The sequence below is a fragment of the bacterium genome, from assembly GCA_023228325.1.
Classification (GTDB): Bacteria; Auribacterota; UBA6266; order UBA6266; family UBA6266; genus UBA6266.
In genome coordinates, this window is record JALOBK010000001.1 from 537594 (window position 1) to 557475 (window position 19882).

The 19882-nt window shown below is 41.8% G+C and carries 20 protein-coding genes and 1 tRNA gene; 2 read left to right on the plus strand and 19 right to left on the minus strand.

Annotated features, from left to right (window positions below; genetic code table 11):
• Positions 1 to 3: 3 nt before the first annotated feature.
• From lpxI to hisG, 18 genes are all read right to left on the minus strand, one after another.
• Positions 4 to 834: a UDP-2,3-diacylglucosamine diphosphatase LpxI gene (gene lpxI / locus M0R36_02475; protein ID MCK9554669.1), complete on the minus strand. Its 831-nt coding sequence runs from the start codon at positions 832 to 834 to the stop codon at positions 4 to 6.
• A gap of 155 nt (positions 835 to 989) precedes the next feature.
• On the minus strand, positions 990 to 1760 hold the full coding sequence (lpxA, locus tag M0R36_02480) for an acyl-ACP--UDP-N-acetylglucosamine O-acyltransferase (GenBank protein MCK9554670.1): 771 nt from the start codon (positions 1758 to 1760) through the stop codon (positions 990 to 992).
• A gap of 43 nt (positions 1761 to 1803) precedes the next feature.
• Complete coding sequence (locus M0R36_02485) at positions 1804 to 3114, minus strand: bifunctional UDP-3-O-[3-hydroxymyristoyl] N-acetylglucosamine deacetylase/3-hydroxyacyl-ACP dehydratase (protein MCK9554671.1); 1311 nt, start codon at positions 3112 to 3114, stop codon at positions 1804 to 1806.
• A gap of 1 nt (position 3115) precedes the next feature.
• On the minus strand, positions 3116 to 3619 hold the full coding sequence (locus tag M0R36_02490) for an OmpH family outer membrane protein (protein ID MCK9554672.1): 504 nt from the start codon (positions 3617 to 3619) through the stop codon (positions 3116 to 3118).
• Positions 3620 to 3647: 28 nt separating this feature from the next.
• Positions 3648 to 5990: an outer membrane protein assembly factor BamA gene (gene bamA / locus M0R36_02495; GenBank protein ID MCK9554673.1), complete on the minus strand. Its 2343-nt coding sequence runs from the start codon at positions 5988 to 5990 to the stop codon at positions 3648 to 3650.
• A gap of 35 nt (positions 5991 to 6025) precedes the next feature.
• Entirely contained in the window at positions 6026 to 7429 is a 1404-nt protein-coding gene (gene dnaB / locus M0R36_02500; protein MCK9554674.1) for a replicative DNA helicase, read from the minus strand.
• Positions 7430 to 7446: 17 nt separating this feature from the next.
• The gene (gene rplI / locus M0R36_02505) at positions 7447 to 7890 is read right to left on the minus strand and encodes a 50S ribosomal protein L9 (GenBank protein MCK9554675.1); all 444 of its coding nucleotides are present in this window, start codon (positions 7888 to 7890) and stop codon (positions 7447 to 7449) included.
• A gap of 48 nt (positions 7891 to 7938) precedes the next feature.
• A complete protein-coding gene (gene rpsR / locus M0R36_02510) occupies positions 7939 to 8163 on the minus strand; it encodes a 30S ribosomal protein S18 (protein ID MCK9554676.1) in 225 nt (74 codons plus the stop codon).
• A 21-nt stretch (positions 8164 to 8184) separates the two neighbouring features.
• Positions 8185 to 8607, minus strand: a complete 423-nt coding sequence (gene ssb / locus M0R36_02515) for a single-stranded DNA-binding protein (protein MCK9554677.1) — start codon at positions 8605 to 8607, stop codon at positions 8185 to 8187.
• An 18-nt stretch (positions 8608 to 8625) separates the two neighbouring features.
• Positions 8626 to 8910: a 30S ribosomal protein S6 gene (rpsF, locus tag M0R36_02520; GenBank protein ID MCK9554678.1), complete on the minus strand. Its 285-nt coding sequence runs from the start codon at positions 8908 to 8910 to the stop codon at positions 8626 to 8628.
• Positions 8907 to 9506 (minus strand): aminoacyl-tRNA hydrolase, encoded by a 600-nt coding sequence (gene pth, locus M0R36_02525; protein MCK9554679.1) that lies wholly within the window; start codon positions 9504 to 9506, stop codon positions 8907 to 8909. The genes rpsF and pth overlap by 4 nt, the downstream gene beginning before the upstream one ends.
• A gap of 32 nt (positions 9507 to 9538) precedes the next feature.
• On the minus strand, positions 9539 to 10258 hold the full coding sequence (locus M0R36_02530) for a 50S ribosomal protein L25 (GenBank protein ID MCK9554680.1): 720 nt from the start codon (positions 10256 to 10258) through the stop codon (positions 9539 to 9541).
• A 29-nt stretch (positions 10259 to 10287) separates the two neighbouring features.
• Positions 10288 to 11226 carry a ribose-phosphate pyrophosphokinase gene (locus M0R36_02535; GenBank protein MCK9554681.1) on the minus strand — a complete coding sequence of 313 codons (939 nt, stop codon included), beginning with the start codon at positions 11224 to 11226 and terminating at the stop codon, positions 10288 to 10290.
• A 181-nt stretch (positions 11227 to 11407) separates the two neighbouring features.
• Positions 11408 to 11481: transfer RNA gene (locus tag M0R36_02540), tRNA-Gln, on the minus strand.
• Positions 11482 to 11646: 165 nt separating this feature from the next.
• On the minus strand, positions 11647 to 12066 hold the full coding sequence (locus tag M0R36_02545) for a septation protein SpoVG family protein (GenBank protein MCK9554682.1): 420 nt from the start codon (positions 12064 to 12066) through the stop codon (positions 11647 to 11649).
• A gap of 35 nt (positions 12067 to 12101) precedes the next feature.
• Positions 12102 to 12956, minus strand: a complete 855-nt coding sequence (ispE, locus tag M0R36_02550; GenBank protein MCK9554683.1) for a 4-(cytidine 5'-diphospho)-2-C-methyl-D-erythritol kinase — start codon at positions 12954 to 12956, stop codon at positions 12102 to 12104.
• Positions 12953 to 14455 carry a tetratricopeptide repeat protein gene (locus M0R36_02555; GenBank protein MCK9554684.1) on the minus strand — a complete coding sequence of 501 codons (1503 nt, stop codon included), beginning with the start codon at positions 14453 to 14455 and terminating at the stop codon, positions 12953 to 12955. The genes ispE and M0R36_02555 overlap by 4 nt, the downstream gene beginning before the upstream one ends.
• A gap of 129 nt (positions 14456 to 14584) precedes the next feature.
• Positions 14585 to 15460 carry an ATP phosphoribosyltransferase gene (hisG, locus tag M0R36_02560; protein ID MCK9554685.1) on the minus strand — a complete coding sequence of 292 codons (876 nt, stop codon included), beginning with the start codon at positions 15458 to 15460 and terminating at the stop codon, positions 14585 to 14587.
• A gap of 219 nt (positions 15461 to 15679) precedes the next feature.
• Here hisG and pfkA point away from each other — a divergent pair, with 219 nt between their 5' ends.
• Positions 15680 to 16672 (plus strand): 6-phosphofructokinase, encoded by a 993-nt coding sequence (gene pfkA, locus M0R36_02565; GenBank protein MCK9554686.1) that lies wholly within the window; start codon positions 15680 to 15682, stop codon positions 16670 to 16672.
• Positions 16673 to 16683: 11 nt separating this feature from the next.
• Entirely contained in the window at positions 16684 to 17340 is a 657-nt protein-coding gene (locus M0R36_02570) for a DUF6498-containing protein (GenBank protein MCK9554687.1), read from the plus strand.
• A gap of 5 nt (positions 17341 to 17345) precedes the next feature.
• On the opposite strand, the gene M0R36_02575 is transcribed toward M0R36_02570, so the two are convergent.
• Positions 17346 to 19862 (minus strand): ATP-binding protein, encoded by a 2517-nt coding sequence (locus M0R36_02575; protein ID MCK9554688.1) that lies wholly within the window; start codon positions 19860 to 19862, stop codon positions 17346 to 17348.
• Between the last annotated feature and the right edge of the window lie 20 nt (positions 19863 to 19882).

Sequence of the window (19882 nt, forward strand, 5' to 3'; positions counted from 1 at the left end):
CGCCTATAAAGCTTTCCGGCTGTCCACGCCCATTATTTTAATGTTATTCTTTTCGGCCATCTCTATTACTTTTTCCTTATCAAAAAAGACCGTTTTCCCCGCTTCCAGAGCTATCACATGGACACCGGCCGAAATCGCGTTTTTGACGGTTTCCAAACCGATGACAGGAACATCGAACCGCATATCCTGCTGGGGTTTCGCAACCTTTACGACAACTGTTCCCGACCCGGCAATTTTTCCGCTTCTCTTTATTGTTTCATCAGTGCCGTCCATCGCCTCAACAGCAACTACAGACTTATTTTTTACAACCACGGTCTGCCCTATATCCAGGCCTGAAATTCCTTTGGCCATCCTGATGCCGAAATTTATATCCATCTTCTGGGCGCGGCTTAACGGCCTGCCTGTAATCAGACCTTCCGGGGCGATAAGCTCTTTAATAAACACCGTCGAGTCTTCCAGCGTTATCCCCTCTCTCTCCATCTCATCCGCTATGCTTTTCAAAACAGTGTCCGCTCTCCTGTCCTTAAGGCGGAAAATCAGCCTGATTAACCTGAAGTCCAGCCCTATAAAATTCCTCAATACTATTCTGGGATTTATCTGTCCTACCATAACCGCGGATTTTACCCCGCTCTTCTTGAAAATTTTTATCAGTTTCGAAAACTGGCCTACTTTAAGCCAATGGAATTCATCAACATATTTTGACAGTTCTTTCATTGTTTCGCCGTAGAAGCCCACGGCGACAATCTTTTTTACGCCTTCCGCCCTGGCCGCTTTCGCGAACTGGACAGGAAACGTATTATTTCCCGCTATCAAGCCTATTTTTTCTTTAACCACAATTTTACCCGTCCGATAAAAAAACACAAAATCCCAATATCTGAGGATTTACCCGGAATTTGCAAAATTAGAATTTAAAATTCCTGCCTGTGGCAGGTGTTTTCGGATTTCGAGATTCGGATTCCATATTTTGTATTTAAAATTTTTTAACTTATTTATCTGCAGAATCCCCGTTCTGATGTTTCAATAGCTTTCGCAAATTTTATAATCTCTTCAGAATCTCCGCATTCGGTTTTGATTTTATCAATAATTTTCCGCAGGTTCTGTGTAAGCTTTACGATTCTAACGGCTTTCTTCAGATGGGATATCACTTCGGGTTCCTTTCCCCGTCTTTTCAGACCTATTGCGTTAACTCCGTAAAGTTTGGCGGGATGCCCGTCGGCCATACAAAACGGGAGCACATCCTGAACAACTTTTGAGCACCCTCCGATTATAGAACTTTCTCCGATTACACAGAATTGATGTATGGCTACAATACCGCCTATAATCGAAAAATCCTGTATTGTTACATGTCCGGCGATAGCCGCGTTATTCGCAATGACTACATTGTTCCCTATAACCGAATCGTGGCCGATGTGGGAATACGCCATTATAAGGCAGTTAGACCCCAGTGTGGTCTTATAATCCCGGGAACTCGCGCTGTTGATAGTCGCGTATTCGCGCACTGTGGTATTATCCCCTATAAGGATTTCCGTTTTTTCGCCCTTATATTTCAAATCCTGATTGCCAAGCCCCACACATACACCCGGCAGCATAACACACGATTTCCCTATTTTCGTTATACCGTCTATATTAACCGATGATATAAGTCTTGTCCCGGCTCCGATAACCGCATCATCTCCTATGATACAGAAAGGGCCTACTTCAACATCATCGCCCAATTCGGCTTTGTGTGAAACAATGGCTGTATTATGGATTTTTTTCATATTAAATCGATGCCGTTAACTGTTTTTCAGAAATAACCGGTAATCATGATTCCACAAGGGCAAACTTTAATTCAGCTTCTGAAGCAAGTTCATCGCCGATATAAGCCTTACCCGACACGATACCGGTTGTGGAGCGCATTTTTATTACTTCTATTTCAAGCCTCAGCTGGTCACCTGGAACAACAGGTTTCCTGAATTTTGCCTTATCAATACCCATAAAAAACGCCAGTTTTCCCGCGTTATCGGTTTTTTTCAGCATAAGTATTCCAGCAAGCTGCGCGAGAGCCTCAATCTGAAGGACGCCCGGCATAACAGGCCTTTCGGGAAAATGCCCGTTGAAAAATTCTTCATTTACGGTTACATTTTTAATACCGACAGCCCTTTTGTCATTCTCGATTTCAATAACCCGGTCAACAAGAAGAAAAGGATATCTGTGAGGGAGAATCCTCTTTATCTGCGATATATCCAGAATTGTTTCCTCATATCCGGAAACGCTTATCGGGACGGCGGAACGTTCTTTCTTCTTAACGGCGGCATTTATCAGGCGCGCAAATTTTACATTGCAGGGATGCCCGCTTTTAACAGCAATGACATGCCCTTTTATTCTGATCCCCGTAAGAAACAGATCTCCCACAAGATCAAGAATCTTATGGCGGACGAATTCATCTTTGAACCTGAGAGCTTCTTTGCTGTATATCGCGTCATCTCCTATGACCACGGCATTATCAAGACTTCCTCCTTTTATAAGTTCCTTATCCATAAGCGCCGCCACTTCGCTATACAAACAGAAGGTGCGGCTCGGAGCGATTTCTTTCTCAAACGTTCCCCTGTTTACGGAAATGGAAAGGTACTGGGATCTTATAGCCGGATGTTCATAAGAAATAGTATATGAAACCTTAAAATCATCGGAAGGCAGCAGTATAAGGATTATGTCACCCTCAACAACGGAAATCGTCTCTTTGGGCGCGAAATATTTTCTTGGATATTCCTGATCCACAACCCCTGCTTTGTTTATCATATTGACAAAAGGCATGGCGCTACCATCCCCGACCGGAGGTTCATTTGAGTCAAGCTCTATAAGTAAATTATCGATTCCGCACGCAAAAACAGAAGCAAGGACATGTTCGACCGTATGGACTTCCACCCCGTTTTCAGCTATAGTAGTCCCTCTCGTAACACCTACTACATTTTCAACCGAAGCCCTTATCGTTGAAGATTCGGCCAAATCAGTTCTGGAAAACTTAATGCCCGAATTCGCGGGAGCGGGCTTGAATGTAATGGCGGTAAGATTCCCCGTATGAACACCTATGCCAGAAAAACTTGTTTCTTTCGCGATTGTTTTCTGCGCATCCATATCATTCTTCCTTTTTGTTTATCATCTCTATTATGTCGGATGTAACATCAAAACCGGGCTTTTTGTAGAGCATAGCCCTGTCCTGGAAAATAAATGTATATCCTTCTTTTTCCCCTTTTTCCTTTACCACAGCCTCTATTTTCTGAATTATTTCGATGTTCATCTTGTTTTTCATAGCTATAAGTTCCTGCTCAGCTTTAACCCTGGCTTTCCTGAGCTCAGCTATTTTTTGCAGTATAAGATTTTCTTTTTCCTGTTTTTCTTTCTCCTTCAACAGTTCCGCTTCCTTCTGCAGATTCCTGATTTCGTCGGTCAGGTTTCTCAGCTCAGCTTCCCTTTTCTTCTCTTCCTGTTCAAATTTATCCTGGGCCACTTTGGTTTCTTTATATTCGGTAAACACCCTTTCAATATCTACATAAGCGAATTTAAACTGCTCGGCGCTGAATGACCTGCCGCAAAAACAGAATATCGAAAATACAAAAAAGAAAACTAATAACCTTTTCATTTTTCCTCCCTTTTTAAATAAACCATAGCTAGAAAGTATATCCCATATTAAAATGAAGCACTCCGTTTTTCTCATAATTGAAATCATCATATTTTATCGGCCAACCGTAATCTATTCTTATGGGACCGATGGGAAGATTCAGCTTTATGCCGATACCCGCCCCCATATTATAAGCAACATTGTAAGGATCCGGGCCGCCTTTACTGAAACTCCACGCGTCAGACCAGACATTGCCTATATCGATAAAACATGCCCCGAAAACTATTCTTTCATAAAGAGGGAACGTCACTTCCGCAGAACCCCAGGCCATTGTTTTGCCGCCTACCGGTTCTCCCCTGTTTATATCATTGTTGCTTTTCGGTCCGCACTCCCTGTAATTGAACCCTCTTATGGTCCCCGAACCGCCGGTGAAAAATCTCTCAAAGAAAGGCACATCATCCGAGCCTGAATGCTCTTCAACTACACCCGCTTCTCCGGCAAGCCTCAACACAATTCCGCTATCATAGTCTATGAGGGGAAAATATACGCTGGTCTGGGCGAAATATTTAACAAAATCAACGTTGCCGCCCAGAAAATCTCCCGCATAGGTAACTACAACCGTATTTTTCATGCCTCTCGAGGGATTATAGAAATTATCCCTTGTATCTCTTGTAATACCCGCGGCGATACTACTTACATCATGTGTCCCTTCCTGCGCTCTTATGATGTCAGGGGCAGACTGGTCAATATTTTTAATTTTTATCTGCTCGTACTTATACATAGTATCCACTCTTGTAAATTCTCCCAGCGGCTTAGCCAGGCGAACATCAAAACCCCTGTCAGCCTGCTCATAATCAGTGCTCAAGTACTTATATTCATTGGCAAAAAGGTCAAAACCAAACGAAAGTTTTTTGCCTAAAAACCAGGGTTCGGTCCAGCTTAAAAGCAGGTCGTATCTCTTGTTTCCCGCCTGAGCCTTAATTCTCAGTTTCTGACCCGCGCCGGTAAATGTAGGCCAGTTCTTCCAATCAAAGTTGGACTGCGTCAACTCGACAAAACCTACAACATCATCAGTTGAGCTGAATCCAGCTCCAAATCCCACCGTACCCGTCTTTTTCTCTTCAACATTTACGACAAGGTCTTTGGTATCAAGTTTTGAACCCGGTTCATAAATTGTCGCTACATCTTTAAAATAGCCGGTGTTCTCAAGTCTTGCTTTGCTTGTCTTTACTTTTACGCCATCTATAATCTCTCCGGGATATACATTTAATTCCCTTCTGACGACAATATCCTTCGTTTTTGTATTGCCCTCAACCCTGATCTGCTCTATTCTGAACTGCCTCCCTTCATCCAAAAAATACGTTACATCTATTTTATCCGTATCAACATTATATTTTGTGTCCTGGTTGACATTCGCGTCAACATACCCTCTTTGCGCATAGTAATTTTTTATCCTGTCGGCATCATCCCTTGTGTCGGTCGGGGTAAATAATATGCCGGGTTTCATTTTCAGCACGCTTTCAATGGAATCAACCGGAAATACATTGCATCCTGAAATTTCCACATCACCCGTATCATATGTCCTTCCTTCGCTTATTTCAATATCCAGCGTCATCCACTTGCCTGTTTTATCCATTATTTTCCTGACATCAAGCACTTCCATATCTATATAACCGATAGAATTGTAGTACATAACCATGCGGTCAAGGTCATATTTCAACATTTCTTCCTGATATAATCCTCTTCTGATAAACAGGAAGTATGTTTTCATTTTCATCCTTTTCAATAATTCTTTTGTTTTTACATTCTTATTGCCGATAAAATTAATTCTTTTAATCCTTATTTTATCATTTTCCTGTATTTCTATTGTCACTATTGCCTGTCCGGCTTCTTTATCTTCAACAAGTTTGTAATCTATTTCAGCATCCGGAAATGCCTTTGTTTCATAAAACGTTTTAATCGACTGCACATCGTTTTTCAGCTTTCTCTCGCTTGCTATCTCTCCCACAGCGCTTTCCATCTGTTTTAACAGAAGCCTGTCCTTTATCTTTTCGTTCCCTTCAAATATAATCTCTTTTAAAATCGGTTTTTCTTTTACGATAAAATAAACATTCACCCCATCTCCGTCTTCGTCAACATCAACGGTTATATTCTCAAAAAAGCCGAGCGAATATAATCTTTCGATATCTTCATTGATTGTTTTCTGGTCAAATACCAGTCCGGGGTGGACTTTTATTTTATTTATGATGACGTTTTCGCTTATAGATTTATTCCCAAGAATGCTGACTTTTTTTACCTCAGGCGCTTCGACGCTTTCCTGGGCGGGACATACAGATGCGGCAAAAAACAAAATCAGGCAAAATAACGCAACCGATTTAACAGAAAAATTCATGTTTTCTCCTTGTGAAATCACAAAATTGATTATGCTTAATAATACCCGTCCTCATCAGCGACCTGCTGCTGTTCAACATAAGCTGAATCCTTTTGAACAAAAATCATAGAATCTTTTTTGAAAACAAGGTCCACATTTCCCTGAGGGCCATTCCTCTGTTTCGCGATAATAAGTTCCGCCTCAACAACAGGCTTATTCACTTCCTCTTTATCATAAATATCCGGCCTGTGGAGCATCAGGACAACATCCGCATCCTGTTCTATAGCGCCGGATTCTCTCAAATCGGAAAGTCTGGGACGATGCCCCTCTTTGCCATGCGCCCTGGTCTCAGGGCCCCGGTTTAACTGAGAAAGCACCACAACAGGGATTTCCAGCTCGCCGGCAAGCGCTTTAAATCCTCTGGAAATCTCGCTTACTTCCATCTGCCTGGACTCTTCCCTTGTACCTGACTTCATAAGCTGAAGGTAATCCACAAATACAATCTTTATCCCATATTGTTTCTTCCATCTTCTTGCCCTTGCTCTCAGCTCCAAAACACTCATATTAGTGCTGTCATCAATATATAATTTTGACTCGGAAACTTTTCCGGCCGCTATCAAAAGCCTGCTGCTGTCTTCTTTGTCTATATACCCTGTTGATACATTATGGTAATTGATCCCGGCATGCGCGCAGATAATCCTCTGGACAATGGAATGTTTATTCATTTCCAGGCTGAAAAAACCAACCGGAATACTGTTATCAACGCCTATGTGATCTATAAAATTAATTGCCAGGGATGTTTTACCCATAGAGGGCCTGGCGGCAAGCACAATAAAATCATTATTATGGAATCCGGCTGTAAGGGTGTTTAATTTAGTTATACCTGTAGGTATCCCTGTAACCGAACTTTTGTTCTGCCTTGCCTGTTCTATCTGCTCAAGAACTTTATTGACGATTATATCAATGCTTTCAAACCTTGTATCAACATTCTTCTCCGAAATCTCAAAAATCCTGCTTTCCGCTTTATCTAAAATCGAAGAAACTTCATCGGAAGACTGGTAACACTCTTCAATAATCTCACCGGAAGCGGTGATAAGTCCCCTTAAAATCGCCTTGCTTCTGATTATCTGAGCATAATATCTGATGTTTTCCGCGGTAGGGACATAATTTATCAGCTTTGATAAATATGAAGCGCCGCCGGCCGATTCAAGTTCTCCGCTGCTCTTTAAATAATCATTGACGGCAACGAGATCGGGTATCGCGTTGCTGTCATTTCTCAATTTGACAATAGCATTAAATATCCTGGCATGCGCGTCCGAATAAAAATATTCTTTTCGCAACAATTCGATGGCAATTTCAATCGCGTTTTTATCAAGCATCATCGAACTTAATACAGCTGCTTCAGCATCGCTGCTGAATGGAGGAACCCTTGTCTCTGTATTTTTTTTATTTTTTGCCATTGAAACCAGCCAAAATATTACTTCTTAACCACCCAAAGTTTGAACGTGGCTTTTACATCTCTATAAAGGTTAACAACTACATTATATACACCGAGTTTTTTAATCGGAGAATCTAATTCAATCTGTTTTTTATCTATCTCCAGGCCTTCATCCTTAAGGACTTTCGCAATATCGGCCGTAGTAACAGAACCAAAAAGCTTGTCTTCCTCTCCCGCTTCGGCGGATATAGTACAGGACACATCGGATAATCTGGTTACCATATCCCTGGCGCTTTGCACAATCTGCTCTTCTTTCTTCTTCTCTTTTTCGGATTTTTTCTTAAGAAACCGCATATTCGCATCCGTTGCCGCCACAGCCAGTTTTTTCGGAAAGAGATAATTCCTGGCATGGCCGGGCGCGACATTCGCGACATCTCCTATTTTCCCCAATTTATCAACATTTTCTGAAAGAATAACCTTCATTTAACTTCCTCCGACAATCAGTTTTTAATCATACACTTTTCGTAAAAATTAATCCATAACATAAGCAACCAATGCCATGTACCTGGCGTGTTCAACTGCGGCGGCAAGCTGTTTCTGGTGTTTTGCGCATGCCCCTGTTATTCTTCTCGGAAGTATTTTTCCTCTTTCCGTCAAATACTTCTTGATTAAATTGACGTCCTTATAGTCAATTTCCCGGACTTTATCCTGGCAAAATCTGCATTTTTTCTTTTTGAAAAACTTTAAGTCATTCATTTTCTGTTAACTCTCCTTTTTTTAAAACGGTATATCATCTTCGCTTTGCTCAGACCCTTCATCCTGCACATCCGAGGGGACATCGCCTGAGACCTGGCTGCTTTCAGTCTTTGAACCTCTAGACAAAAATTGCACCCTCTGGGCCCTTATCCTGATCTTGCTGCGTTTCTCCCCGTTACTGGTTTCCCATGTGTCCTGCTGTAAACTGCCTTCGATAAGAACAGGAGACCCCTTATCAAGATATTCAACGCATGTTTCCGCCTGCCTGGCCCAAACAACAACATCAACGTAACAAACTTCCTCCTGCTTTTCCCTGTCCTTATTAAGAAAATTTCTTGAGACGGCAATGCGCAGGTCGGTTACGGATGAACCTTCTTTTGTAGAACGAAGTTCGGGTTTCTTTGTTAAATTACCTATTATAAAAACCTTATTCAAACTAGCCATAATTCACTCCTTGTGTAATTAGCTTTTCTTCAAAATAAGATTCCTTAAGACTTTCTGGTTCAACTTAAGCTTTTCCTGAATTTTTTGAAGGGATGGGCCCTGTAACTTAAAGTTAATCAGGACATAAAATCCTTCTGAATTGCGCTTAATCACATAAGCAAGCTGTCTTTTGCCCATGCTTTTACTCTCTATTATCTCTCCTTTGTTTTTTTTGATTTCATCTTCAATCTGAGAAATAACATGCCCTAAATCATCATCGCTGGCTTTCCCTTCAACAATAAATAATCCTTCGTATTGGCTCAATCTGCACCTCCCGAAATACTCTCATTCTGATCTTTTCTTTCTTTTCTGTTAAACTTATCCATAGCTTCTTGAATATCTCCCATAATAATCATTTCAACTGCTTCGGCAGCCTTTGACAACGCTTCGGCGATAAAACCGGCCTCGGTTTTTCTGAATTTACCCAGCACATGGTTTACTATGTTACCGGAACCGCCTATCCCGATTCTCACTCTGGGAAAATCACTGTTTCCCAGACAATCTATTATTGATTGAAGCCCTTTATGGCCCGCGGAGCTTCCGCCGCTGCGCACTCTTATATTGCCCACGGATAAACAGGCGTCGTCCAGAACAACAACCAGGTCTGAACACCGGCATTTAAACCAGTTCAACGCGCTTACCGCCGAACGCCCGCTGTTGTTCATAAAAGTATGAGGTTTTAAAAGAACTATCTTTTTTTTATTTAATGAAACCCTGGCGCTTTCGCCGAATAACCTGGAATTGGATAAAAGTTTTACATCAAGCTTATCAGCAAGATAATCTACAACCTCAAATCCTACATTGTGCCTGGTATGGATGTATTCGTTTCCCGGATTTCCAAGTCCAATAACTATCTTCATTTATATCCATCGCGAAAAAGAACAAGAGTTCCTTACTTTTGTTCTTTCTCTTTACTTTGTTCTTTCTCTTTACTCTGTTCTTTCTCTTCCTCCGGTTCTTCTTCCTCTTTACCGCCTTTTCCGATAACTTCAGGTTCTGCGGCGGCGGCTCCTTCTTCAGAAACTTCTCCGGCGGCAGGTTCTTCAATCTCTTTCGGTATGGCAACGGAGAAAATCGCTTCTTCAGGATCAGTAAGTATCCTGACGCCCTTGGGAATCATCAGGTCAGATACATGTATTGATGAGCCAAGTTCCAGATTCGAAATATCAACATCGATCTTTTCGGGAATTTCCCCCGGCAAACATTCTATTTCAAGCTCGCGGAGAATATGTTCAAGTATTCCTCCCTGGTCTTTTACTCCCCTGGCTTCGCCTTTTTCAACAACCGGCACATGCGTCTTTATTTTTTCATCCATATAAACTTCTTTAAAGTCTATATGGATTATCTTATTGGACAGGGGATCTATTTGCGCTTCTTTTATCAGGACTTTTCTTTTTTTCTTCTCCTGCTCGATTTTTAAATCTATAAGAAAATTTTCGCCGCTGTGTCCATGCGTAGCTTTATTGAACTGTTTTTCATCAACCGCAATGGGAACAGATTTATCGCCGTGCGAATATATCACAGCCGGTATTTTACCCGCTCTTCTAAAAGCCCTGGCGCTGCCTGTGCCGCTGACTTCTTTCAATTGTGCATCCAGATGAACTTCACTCATAATTTTATAATCCTCCTAATTAATTTTAATCAAATAAACAAAGAACTGACCGATTCGTTCTCATGAATTCTCTTTATGGCCTCCGCAAGCAATCCGGATACAGACATAACCTCTATTTTGGAACAGCCGGCCAATTTATCTCCCAGCGGAATTGTATCCGTTACAAGAAGTTTGCTTATCACGGAATCATTCAGCCTGTCCAGGGCCGGACCCGCCAAGACGGGATGGGAAACCGCGGCATAGACCTCTTTCACTCCCTGTTCTTTCACCATTTTTGCCGCATCACATAATGACCCCGCAGTACTTACGATATCATCCACTATTATCGCCGTCTTGCCTTTGACGGCTCCCATTATGTTATACACCTGCGTCTCTGTTCCGGTTATTCTCCTTTTATCTATCGCCGCAAGCGCCGCATTTAATCTTTTCGCCCAGGCATGAGCTGTTTTTATACCGCCCTCATCCGGAGAGACGATAACTATTTCTCCGTCTCCCAGATTCTTCTTTCTGAAATAATCTATAAATACGGGCGCCGCATACAGATGGTCAACGGGTATATCAAAAAATCCCTGTATCTGGTCGGCGTGAAGATCCATCGTCAAAACCCTGTCAGCTCCCGATGCCGTAACAAGATTTGCCACCAGCTTGGCTGTTATAGGAACACGAGGCTGGTCTTTCCTGTCCTGCCTTGCGTAACCGTAATAGGGAATAACGGCCGTAATCCTGTCCGCCGAAGATCTTCTTACAGCATCAATCATAACAAGAAGCTCCATCAGATAATCATTCACTCTGGGCGGACATATGGGTTGGACGATAAAAACATCCCTGCCCCTGACATTTTCAAGTATTTTGACCATTATCTCGCCTTCAGGGAATGTCTTAACATCACATCCGCACAATTTTGTTTTAAGATTTTTCGCGATTTTTTCCGACAATTCAGGATTGGCATTTCCGGTTATTATTTTCATAGAACCATCACCCCAGCTTTTGCAAAACTGTTTAAAGATTAACGATTTTTTCTTATTAACATTCATATTATGCTCTGAAATATATACACTCAGGTAAATATTCTGCTGAATTTTATATGAAAAACCCCTTTATCCGGGCATCCGCTGTAATTTAAGATGCTATTTTTACGAAGCCCAAATTTGGCTGCCCGGCCAGGACTCGAACCTAGACAGAGGGCTCCAAAAACCCTTGTGCTACCATTACACTACCGGGCAATCAAAAGAACAAAAAAATAGCTGCGGAACAAGACCCACAGCTAATAAAGAAAAAAAATCAAACATTCTTTCTGAGTGTGGGTAAAATCCTCTTAAAATCAAAGGATACTCAAAACACCGGATTATATAAAAAACAAAAAATATTGTCAACCATCAAAATGAAAATCAGTACTCAGGGTTTCCCGCGACCTCTCCGGGCTGTCTTTCCCCTACATTCTGAAGGTCTTCCTTATACGCATCGATTACTCTGCCCTGTATATATTCCCTTGATTCAGGCGTTATAGGATGAGCAATATCACGATGCTCATTCTGGCGGACTTCTTCATCGAATTTTTCTTCTCTCCTGGGAATTATTTTAGATCCGCAGTTAGCGCAGAATTTATCTTTTGAAGCATTCCTGTGTCTGCACCTGTCACAGGGATATGTGACTTTTCTGCTGGGCATAGCTACAAAAAGGCCTTTCTTCCCTTCAATCACCTTAAGATCCCTCACCACAAAAGCATTATCAAAGGTAATTGTTGCAAAAGCCTTAAGCTTCCCGTCTTCCGATCCCTTTAAAGTTATCCTGACCTCAGTAATCTCCATAATCAATCCCCCCAGACAGATATTTTGAACATGTGTTAAAAAGAGTCAACAACAAATATGGAAATTTTGCCGCCGTAATGTTCAAGAATGGATATTTTAGCACGCTGAGCATCAGATGCTGTTCTATAGAGTCCAAAAACCGTCGGTCCGCTTCCGGACACCATTGCCTTCAAAGCGCTATTTTTATAAAGAACATCAATAATATCGGTTACAAAAGGTATTTTCTCTTCACAAACCCTCTGCAATCTATTAAACATATTTTTTGCCGAACTTTCTATGTCATTATTTTGCAGGCTGCGAAGTAATATGTTAATGTTTTTAACCTGGCCTGTCAAGAATGATTTTAGGCTCGTATAACTATCGGCTGTAGACAATGTTACATTTGGATTTACCAGAAGAAAATGCATTTTAAAATTTATTTCAAAAGGATTTAATATATCTCCTATGCCATGACAAACAGCGCTCTTCGTGTCAATAAAAAAGGGGATATCCGCTCCAAGCTTTGAACTTATTTCTTTAAGTTTTTCATTGCTTAAACCCAAATTACATTCGGTATTCAAAAATTTTATTGAAGCGGCGCAGTCACTGGATCCTCCGCCGAGACCGGCTGCCACAGGTATGTTTTTTTTCAAAAAAACGCGGACGCCTCTGATTTTTCCGGGAAAAATAGATTTCAACAAAGAAACAGCCCTGTAAATGAGATTTCCGGTCCCTGAAAGTTCTTTAACATCGCACAGCACTTCTATCTCATCCTTCCCGGTCACGGATATTTCAAGCTCATCAAACAGCGTAACAGGAACCATCAGTGTTTCAATATCATGGTACCCATCGTTCCGTTTTGAAAGGACTTCCAGAAATAAATTTATTTTGGCGGGAGCTAAAACTTTCAATCATTAACTTCTTCTAATTTATCTTTTAATTCGCTTCTGCCGGGATTAAGCTCCAAGGATTTCTTCCAGTGCTTTATCGCAAGTTCTTTCATCCCCCTTTTATAATAAACATCTCCCAGATGTTCTATAACAACCGGGTCATTATCAACAAGCTCCGCCGCTTTTTTCAAAAGCCGCGTCGCGTCCAGAAGCCGGCCCTGTTTATAGTACACCCAACCCAAACTGTCTATAAAAGCCCCGTTTTCAGGGTCTTTATCAATGGCTTTTTTTATTAAACGGACGGCTTCTTCGAGATTTTCACCCCGTTCCGCATACATATATCCCAGGTAATTCATCGCATTTGCGTTCTCAGGATCATTTTCAATTACATACTTAAATGTTTCAACCGCTTTTTGATATAAGCCCGCCTGTTCATATGCGGCTCCAAGGTGAAAATAAACCGAAGACCTGTCTCCCCCGAGTTCAATCGCCCTCAAATAAGCGTCTATGGACTGGTCTGTTTCCCCCATTTTAAAATATATAAGGCCAAGAAGCAGAAATAACTCCGGAACTTCAAAGTTTTTTTCTCTTCCTTTCTGGACAATGCTCAAGGCATCCTGAAGTTTGTCTTCCTGCAGATAAATACTTCCGAGAGAAATATAATTTCTAAGATTGCTGGGATCAAGATAAACCAGAACGCTGTAGTATTTTTCCGCGTCCTCCAGATTGTTTTTAAAATCCGATAATTCCGCAAGACGCCTGTAAATGTTAACGTCACCCGGATTTATTAAAACAGCTTCTTTATAGATTTTAATAGCTTCTTCGTATTGTTCATTTATCTCATACGCGACAGCAAGCGCCAGTTTTGATTGAAGCCATTCGGGGTCCAGTTCGCATGATTTCAGCAGGTATTCGATGGCCTTATTTAATTTCTTCTCCTTGCTGTAAAGCAGCCCTATCTTAAAATACAGAGTGGGGTCTTCGGGAAAAAATTTTAACGCTTTCTTATGAATTTCTATCGCGTCCGCGATTCTTTTTTCCTGTATATACAGAGCTCCCAGTCCAATATAAGCAGCCAATTCCTCATGATTTTCTGAAATAGCTTTTTTATAAGTCCTTTCCGAATCCCCCACCTTTCCCTGCGCATAATAAATAGTTGCCAGCATTATATGTCCCAGATAGTACTCAGGAAATGCCTTGGAAGCTATTTCAAATGTTTTTTGGGCTTCGGGAAATTTTTTAAGACGGTACTGGGCGTTACCCAACCTCAAAAGCACATTAAAATTCGAAGGGTCTTTTTCAAAAGCTTTTTCGTATTCGTCCAGGGCTTTCTCCATGTCGCCAAGCGCTTCATATCTCATTCCCGCGAGATAATGAGCTTTTGCCATGGTAGAATTAAGCTTAAGGACATTGATTTCTTCGTCGGGGAAGAAACTAACGATGTGCTTCGAGGCATAGGAAGGGTAAGCAGACCCCAGCATTGCCATACACACGGCTAAGATTATAGTGCCTTTCTTCAAAAAAACCACTTCCTTTATTTCTTCTTGTGGCGATTAGCCCGGCTTCTTTTTTTTCGTTTGTGTTTATTAATTTTAGATTTTCTGTGTTTTCTTCCACAGGGCATTTTACTTCCTCCTTTTATAGACGTTTTAATCGATGACTTTGTTCAAAGGGTATTCAATTATACCGCGCGCGCCCGCTTTTTTCAGCGAAGGGATAAGATCCCTGATAATTTTTTCATCAACAACAACTTCCAGGGCACACCAACCCTTTTTATTAAGATGAGAAACCGTCGGGGAAGTGATTGAAGGCAGTGTTTTAATCACTTTATCTATGCTGCTTTCGGCTACATTCATCTTAACTCCCACTTTACCCGCAGCCTTAAGCGCTCCCTCCAGAAGAAGGGCTATTTTCCCGATTTTCGCCCTTTTCCACCGGTCTTCCCATGATTTTTTATTAGCGATAAACCTTGTTGTAGATTCAAGCACCGTATCCACTATCCTCAGATTATTGGCTCTCAGGGAAGAACCTGTTTCCGTAAGTTCTATTATTGCGTCAACAAGTTCGGGAGCCTTAATTTCAGTAGCGCCCCATGAAAATTCAATTTCAGCGGATACACCGTTCTTTTTAAGATATTTCTTCGCCATATTCACCGCTTCCGTAGCGATCCTTTTGCCTTTAAGGTCCTTAACCGACTTTATCGCTGAATCGGCGGGAACAGCCAAAACCCATCTCACCGGCCTTAAACCCTGTTTCGCATAAATAAGGTCTGATACTTCGACCACTTTCGCCCCGCATTCCTCTATCCAGTCTTTCCCGGTAATCCCCGCATCAATTACACCCTGCTCAACGTATCTGCCCATCTCCTGAGCCCTTATTAGAATCACAGACACTTCCGTGTCGTCTATTACAGGTTTATAAGACCTGCTTGAAACAGATATCAAATAGCCCGCTTTCCTCAGCATATCGAAAGTAGACTCCTGCAAACTTCCCTTAGGGAGCCCCAACTTTAATATTTTTCCCATATTCTACCTCCTGATTAACTAAACCCCTTAAAAACCCGACAGGCCAAGAACAATACCAGAGAACCGGCCTAAAGGCAATGATATTTTAGACAAATCCATATTTTAGATGAAAAAAATATTTTTATACAGCAAAAAAACTTACTAATATATAATATTAGCAATATAGGGAAAGAGAAATAATCATCCAGCTAATAGGAGATTAACCGCACGGAGGAAAACATGATGACGGAAAACAAAGGTAAAATAAGAAAAATAGCAGTCCTGACAAGCGGCGGCGACAGTCCGGGAATGAACCCTGCCATCAGGGCCGTTGTCCGGACGGCAATGTATAATAAAATCGAAGTGCTGGGAATAAAAAACGGATATGACGGGCTTATAAATGACTGGACGGTTCCTCTGACAAGCAGAAGCGTGGGGGGCATAATAAACAGGGGCGGAACCATACTGTTTTCCGCCAGAAGCGAAAAGTTCAAAACACCCGAAGGGAGACAGCAGGCGTTCAAAACCCTGAAAAACCATAATGTCTCCGGACTGGTTGCCATAGGAGGAGACGGGACATACCGGGGCGCGCATGAATTCCATAAAGAAACGGGCTTCAGCGTAATAGGCGTTCCCGGGACAATCGATAATGATATCGCCGGCACCGACTATACCATAGGTTTTTATACGGCAATAGATACGGCAATGCAGGCAATAGATAAAATCCGCGATACCGCAATATCCCACAACAGGCTTTTTCTTGTTGAGGTTATGGGAAGACACGCCGGTTTCATCGCAGTCGCAAGCGCTATTGCCGGAGGCGCGGAAGACGTGCTTATTCCTGAAACGAAAACCGACATTAAAGATTTATGCAAACGGCTGAACGAAGGCAGAAAAAGGGGGAAAATCAGTTCTATAATAGTGGTTGCCGAAGGCGATGAAGAAGGAAATGCGATGGAAATCGCAAAAAAAATAGAAAAAGACGAGGAATATGAAACCCGTGTATCGGTCATAGGTTATCAGCAGCGCGGCGGCAGCCCTTCCGCGCTCGACAGGATACTCGCCACAAGGCTCGGAAGCTCAGCAGTCGAAGAATTGCTTAAAGGCACACAATCGGCAATGGTGGGCATTCATCAGAATAAAGTTGTAACCCATCCTCTCGAAATGGCATGGAAAGAAAAGAAGCCGATAAATGAGGATATCATAAAACTTGTTGAAATAATGTCAAGCTGAGAAACCTTGCGATGTCTAAGAGCAGATTTTATGAACAACAGGTTTTCAAGCCCTCGGTAGCAGCCTTGTTAATAGCTAATATCGCTCCGGTTTACGGAGTCGTTTTCCTCGGCTGGACGGTTTTCCCTCTGATGCTTCTTTTCTGGCTTGAAAACATAATAATAGGGGTTTTCAATGTTTTCAGGCTTCTGGCCTGTTCTCCCGGCAATGTCAGACTGTGGTTCGCAAAGATATTTTTGATACCGTTCTTCTGTGTGCATTACGGGATGTTCACCGCAATACACGGAATATTTGTAATAGCGTTGTTCGGGCACAAACCATTCAGAAATTCTCCCCTCTCGGATTTGAACCAGATCATCCATATTATAAAATCGGAAGATCTGATATACGCTGTTCTCATCTTATTCTTAAGCCATGCTTTTTCGTTTTTGTGGAATTTCATCGGACAAAAGGAATATGCAAAAACCACTCCCGAAGAACTTATGACCAGGCCTTACGGACGGGTTGTAATACTTCACTTCACTATTATACTGGGCGGATTTTTCGCTATGGCCTTCAGGTCAGCCACACCGGCACTGATACTGCTTATCGTAATAAAAATTATTTTCGATATCAAATCGCATGTAAGGGAACATTTTCCGAAAACGCCCGCGAAAGCCCGTCTTTGACCTTATTATATTTTTGAATGCTTTGTTTCAGAAAGATGCGAATATACGATATTTTTCAGCTCAAGGATTGTGAACGGTTTTTCAAGATAACGCTGGCCCAAAGAAGAAAAGAATTTCTGGGTTTCGGGATGCAATGAATCGCCGGTCATAAACAGAAATTGTTTTCTGCCCGCGAGTTTCTCTTTCAGCGCCTTGTTGAAAAATTCCTCGCCCGTCATCCCGGGCATTTTATAATCCACAACTATCATATCAAAACTCTGTTCCCTGAGTATTCTTAGCCCTTCTTCCCCGTCTTTTGCTATTGTGACGATTTGACCGTCGCTTTCAATCACTTCTTTTATCAGTTCGGCAACAACTTTTTCGTCTTCAACTACGAGAATTTTTGCTTTTGAAGGCAGGCAGAATTCCGTCGGTATTTTCTCTCTCGCCTTAAATTCAGTTATGCTTTTTACGGGAAGCTTTACCTTAAAATCAGTGCCGACCCCCTGTTTGCTTTCCACATATATGTTGCCGCCGTGAGACCTCACAATGCCATAAACAAGCGACAGGCCAAGCCCCACTCCGGATTTCATGCTCTTAGTAGTAAAGAAAGGTTCGAATATTTTACTTAAATCTTTTTCCGGTATACCGATGCCGTTATCGGACACTTTAATAAATATCGATTCGGCATCGTATGAAGTTGAAACCTCTATCTTTTTGATTTTACCGCTGGTCTCCTCCAAAGCCCCCTCGGCATTCAGCAAAAGGTTTATAAGAACCTGTTCTATCTGATAGGGATCAAGGCACGTCTGGGGCAGATTTTTATCAGGATTAAATTTAAGCTGTATCCCTTTCAATCTCATCTGGTAAAGCCTCATCTCTACTATCTCTGCCACCAGTTTGTTTGCATCCGCCGGCACCGCCTCTATATTAATTTTCCTTGCGAAGGAAAGCATATTCTGAACTATTTTCTTGCATCTTTTAGCCGATTGTTCCAGATAGTCTATTTTTTCTTTTTTCAGCGGGTCTTTCTCTATATTCCCCAGGACTTCAGCGTATCCCACAACACCGGAAAGGGGATTGTTCAATTCATGGGCAGCCCCCGAAAGCAATTCGGCCATGGAAGACAGTCTTTCATGCTGAATCAGCTGGTCCTGATTCCTCTTCAAAGAGGCCGCCATATCATTCATTGAATTGGCTATTGTGCTGAACTCAGGACCTCCTTCCATTCTGATGTTATAATCCAGGTTTCCGGAGCTGAACTGTTCCGAACCTTCAACCAGCTTCCTTACTTTGGAAGCAATATTCCCCGCCGTAAGATAGGATATAAGGATTACTATGGAAAATATTGAAATCGCTATTATTATATTACTTTTATAGAACACATCCGCAATGCTTTTGGCTTCTTTAAATGCGGAAACAACGGGGATGATAACCCGTTTCGCGGAAAAAACATCTATATAAACAAATCCGGTGTCGCCGACTTTGGCATAAGATATTATCTTGGATTCATTGCCCAACCTGATATTTTTTACAATACTCCCTTCCCTGCCCAGTATCTTCTGAGCAATCCTGCGGGCATCAAAATCGGCGGATGAGGTGATTTTATAATCGTCGCCAATTCTCGAGACGTTTACCACATCTTTCCCTGTCCTGATATCCGCATACCTGGGAATCTGGAAATCCCTGTAACCTTCGTCAGGCATACCCAGAACGACCCCGTCCGAATAAAGCAAAAATCCGTATCCGCCCTTTACCCTGCCGTCCCTTATAATAAGCTCTTTTATGCTGTCTGTTTTTATATCAAGACATACCACGCCTTTGTACAAATCCCCCGAATACACGGGAATCGCGCATGTTATAACCCAACCCTTATTGAACATATCAATATAGGGATATGTCCAGACAGCTTTCTTATCAGGATTTTTCTCCGGGCCCGCCAGCCCAAAGTAAAATATATAATCTTTTAAGTCCTTTCCCTCCGGCAGATAATCCATTTCAACCGCAGGGTAACAGCGCCCGAAATTTTCCGAAACAAAATAAACCAGATGTATCATGGGCAGTTTTTTCAAAGCGCTTTTAAAAGTGACATCAAGAAATTCAGACGCCTTAATTTCTTTTTTAAGGTTATCGGTCAGGGGAACATTGGGGGGAACTATCAATATGGACTGGTCATCGACAACCCTGTTGGTATAATAACCTTTATTATCTCTGTAATAGTAATATTTTTCCGTGCTTCTTCCGCAAAAGGCATCTACTTTGTTATATATATATGTCACAAATTCCGCAATTCCCATACCCACAGATTCAACTTCAAGCAAACGTGTATAAACTATTTCCGCATTTAAGTCGGTAACTTTCTGAAGGGATTCTTCTTTCGAGAACGTAAGCTCTTCCATCCCTTCCGTGTAGACGTGCTCGGAAACTAATTCTGCGGTGCGGATAAAATGAAAGGCAAAATAACCCACAGGAATAATCACAAGAACAAACAGAAGTAAAAGGATCTTGAAAAAAATAGGAAATCTTAATCCTGCTTTTGCCAAAAGACTGCTCCTCTCAATAA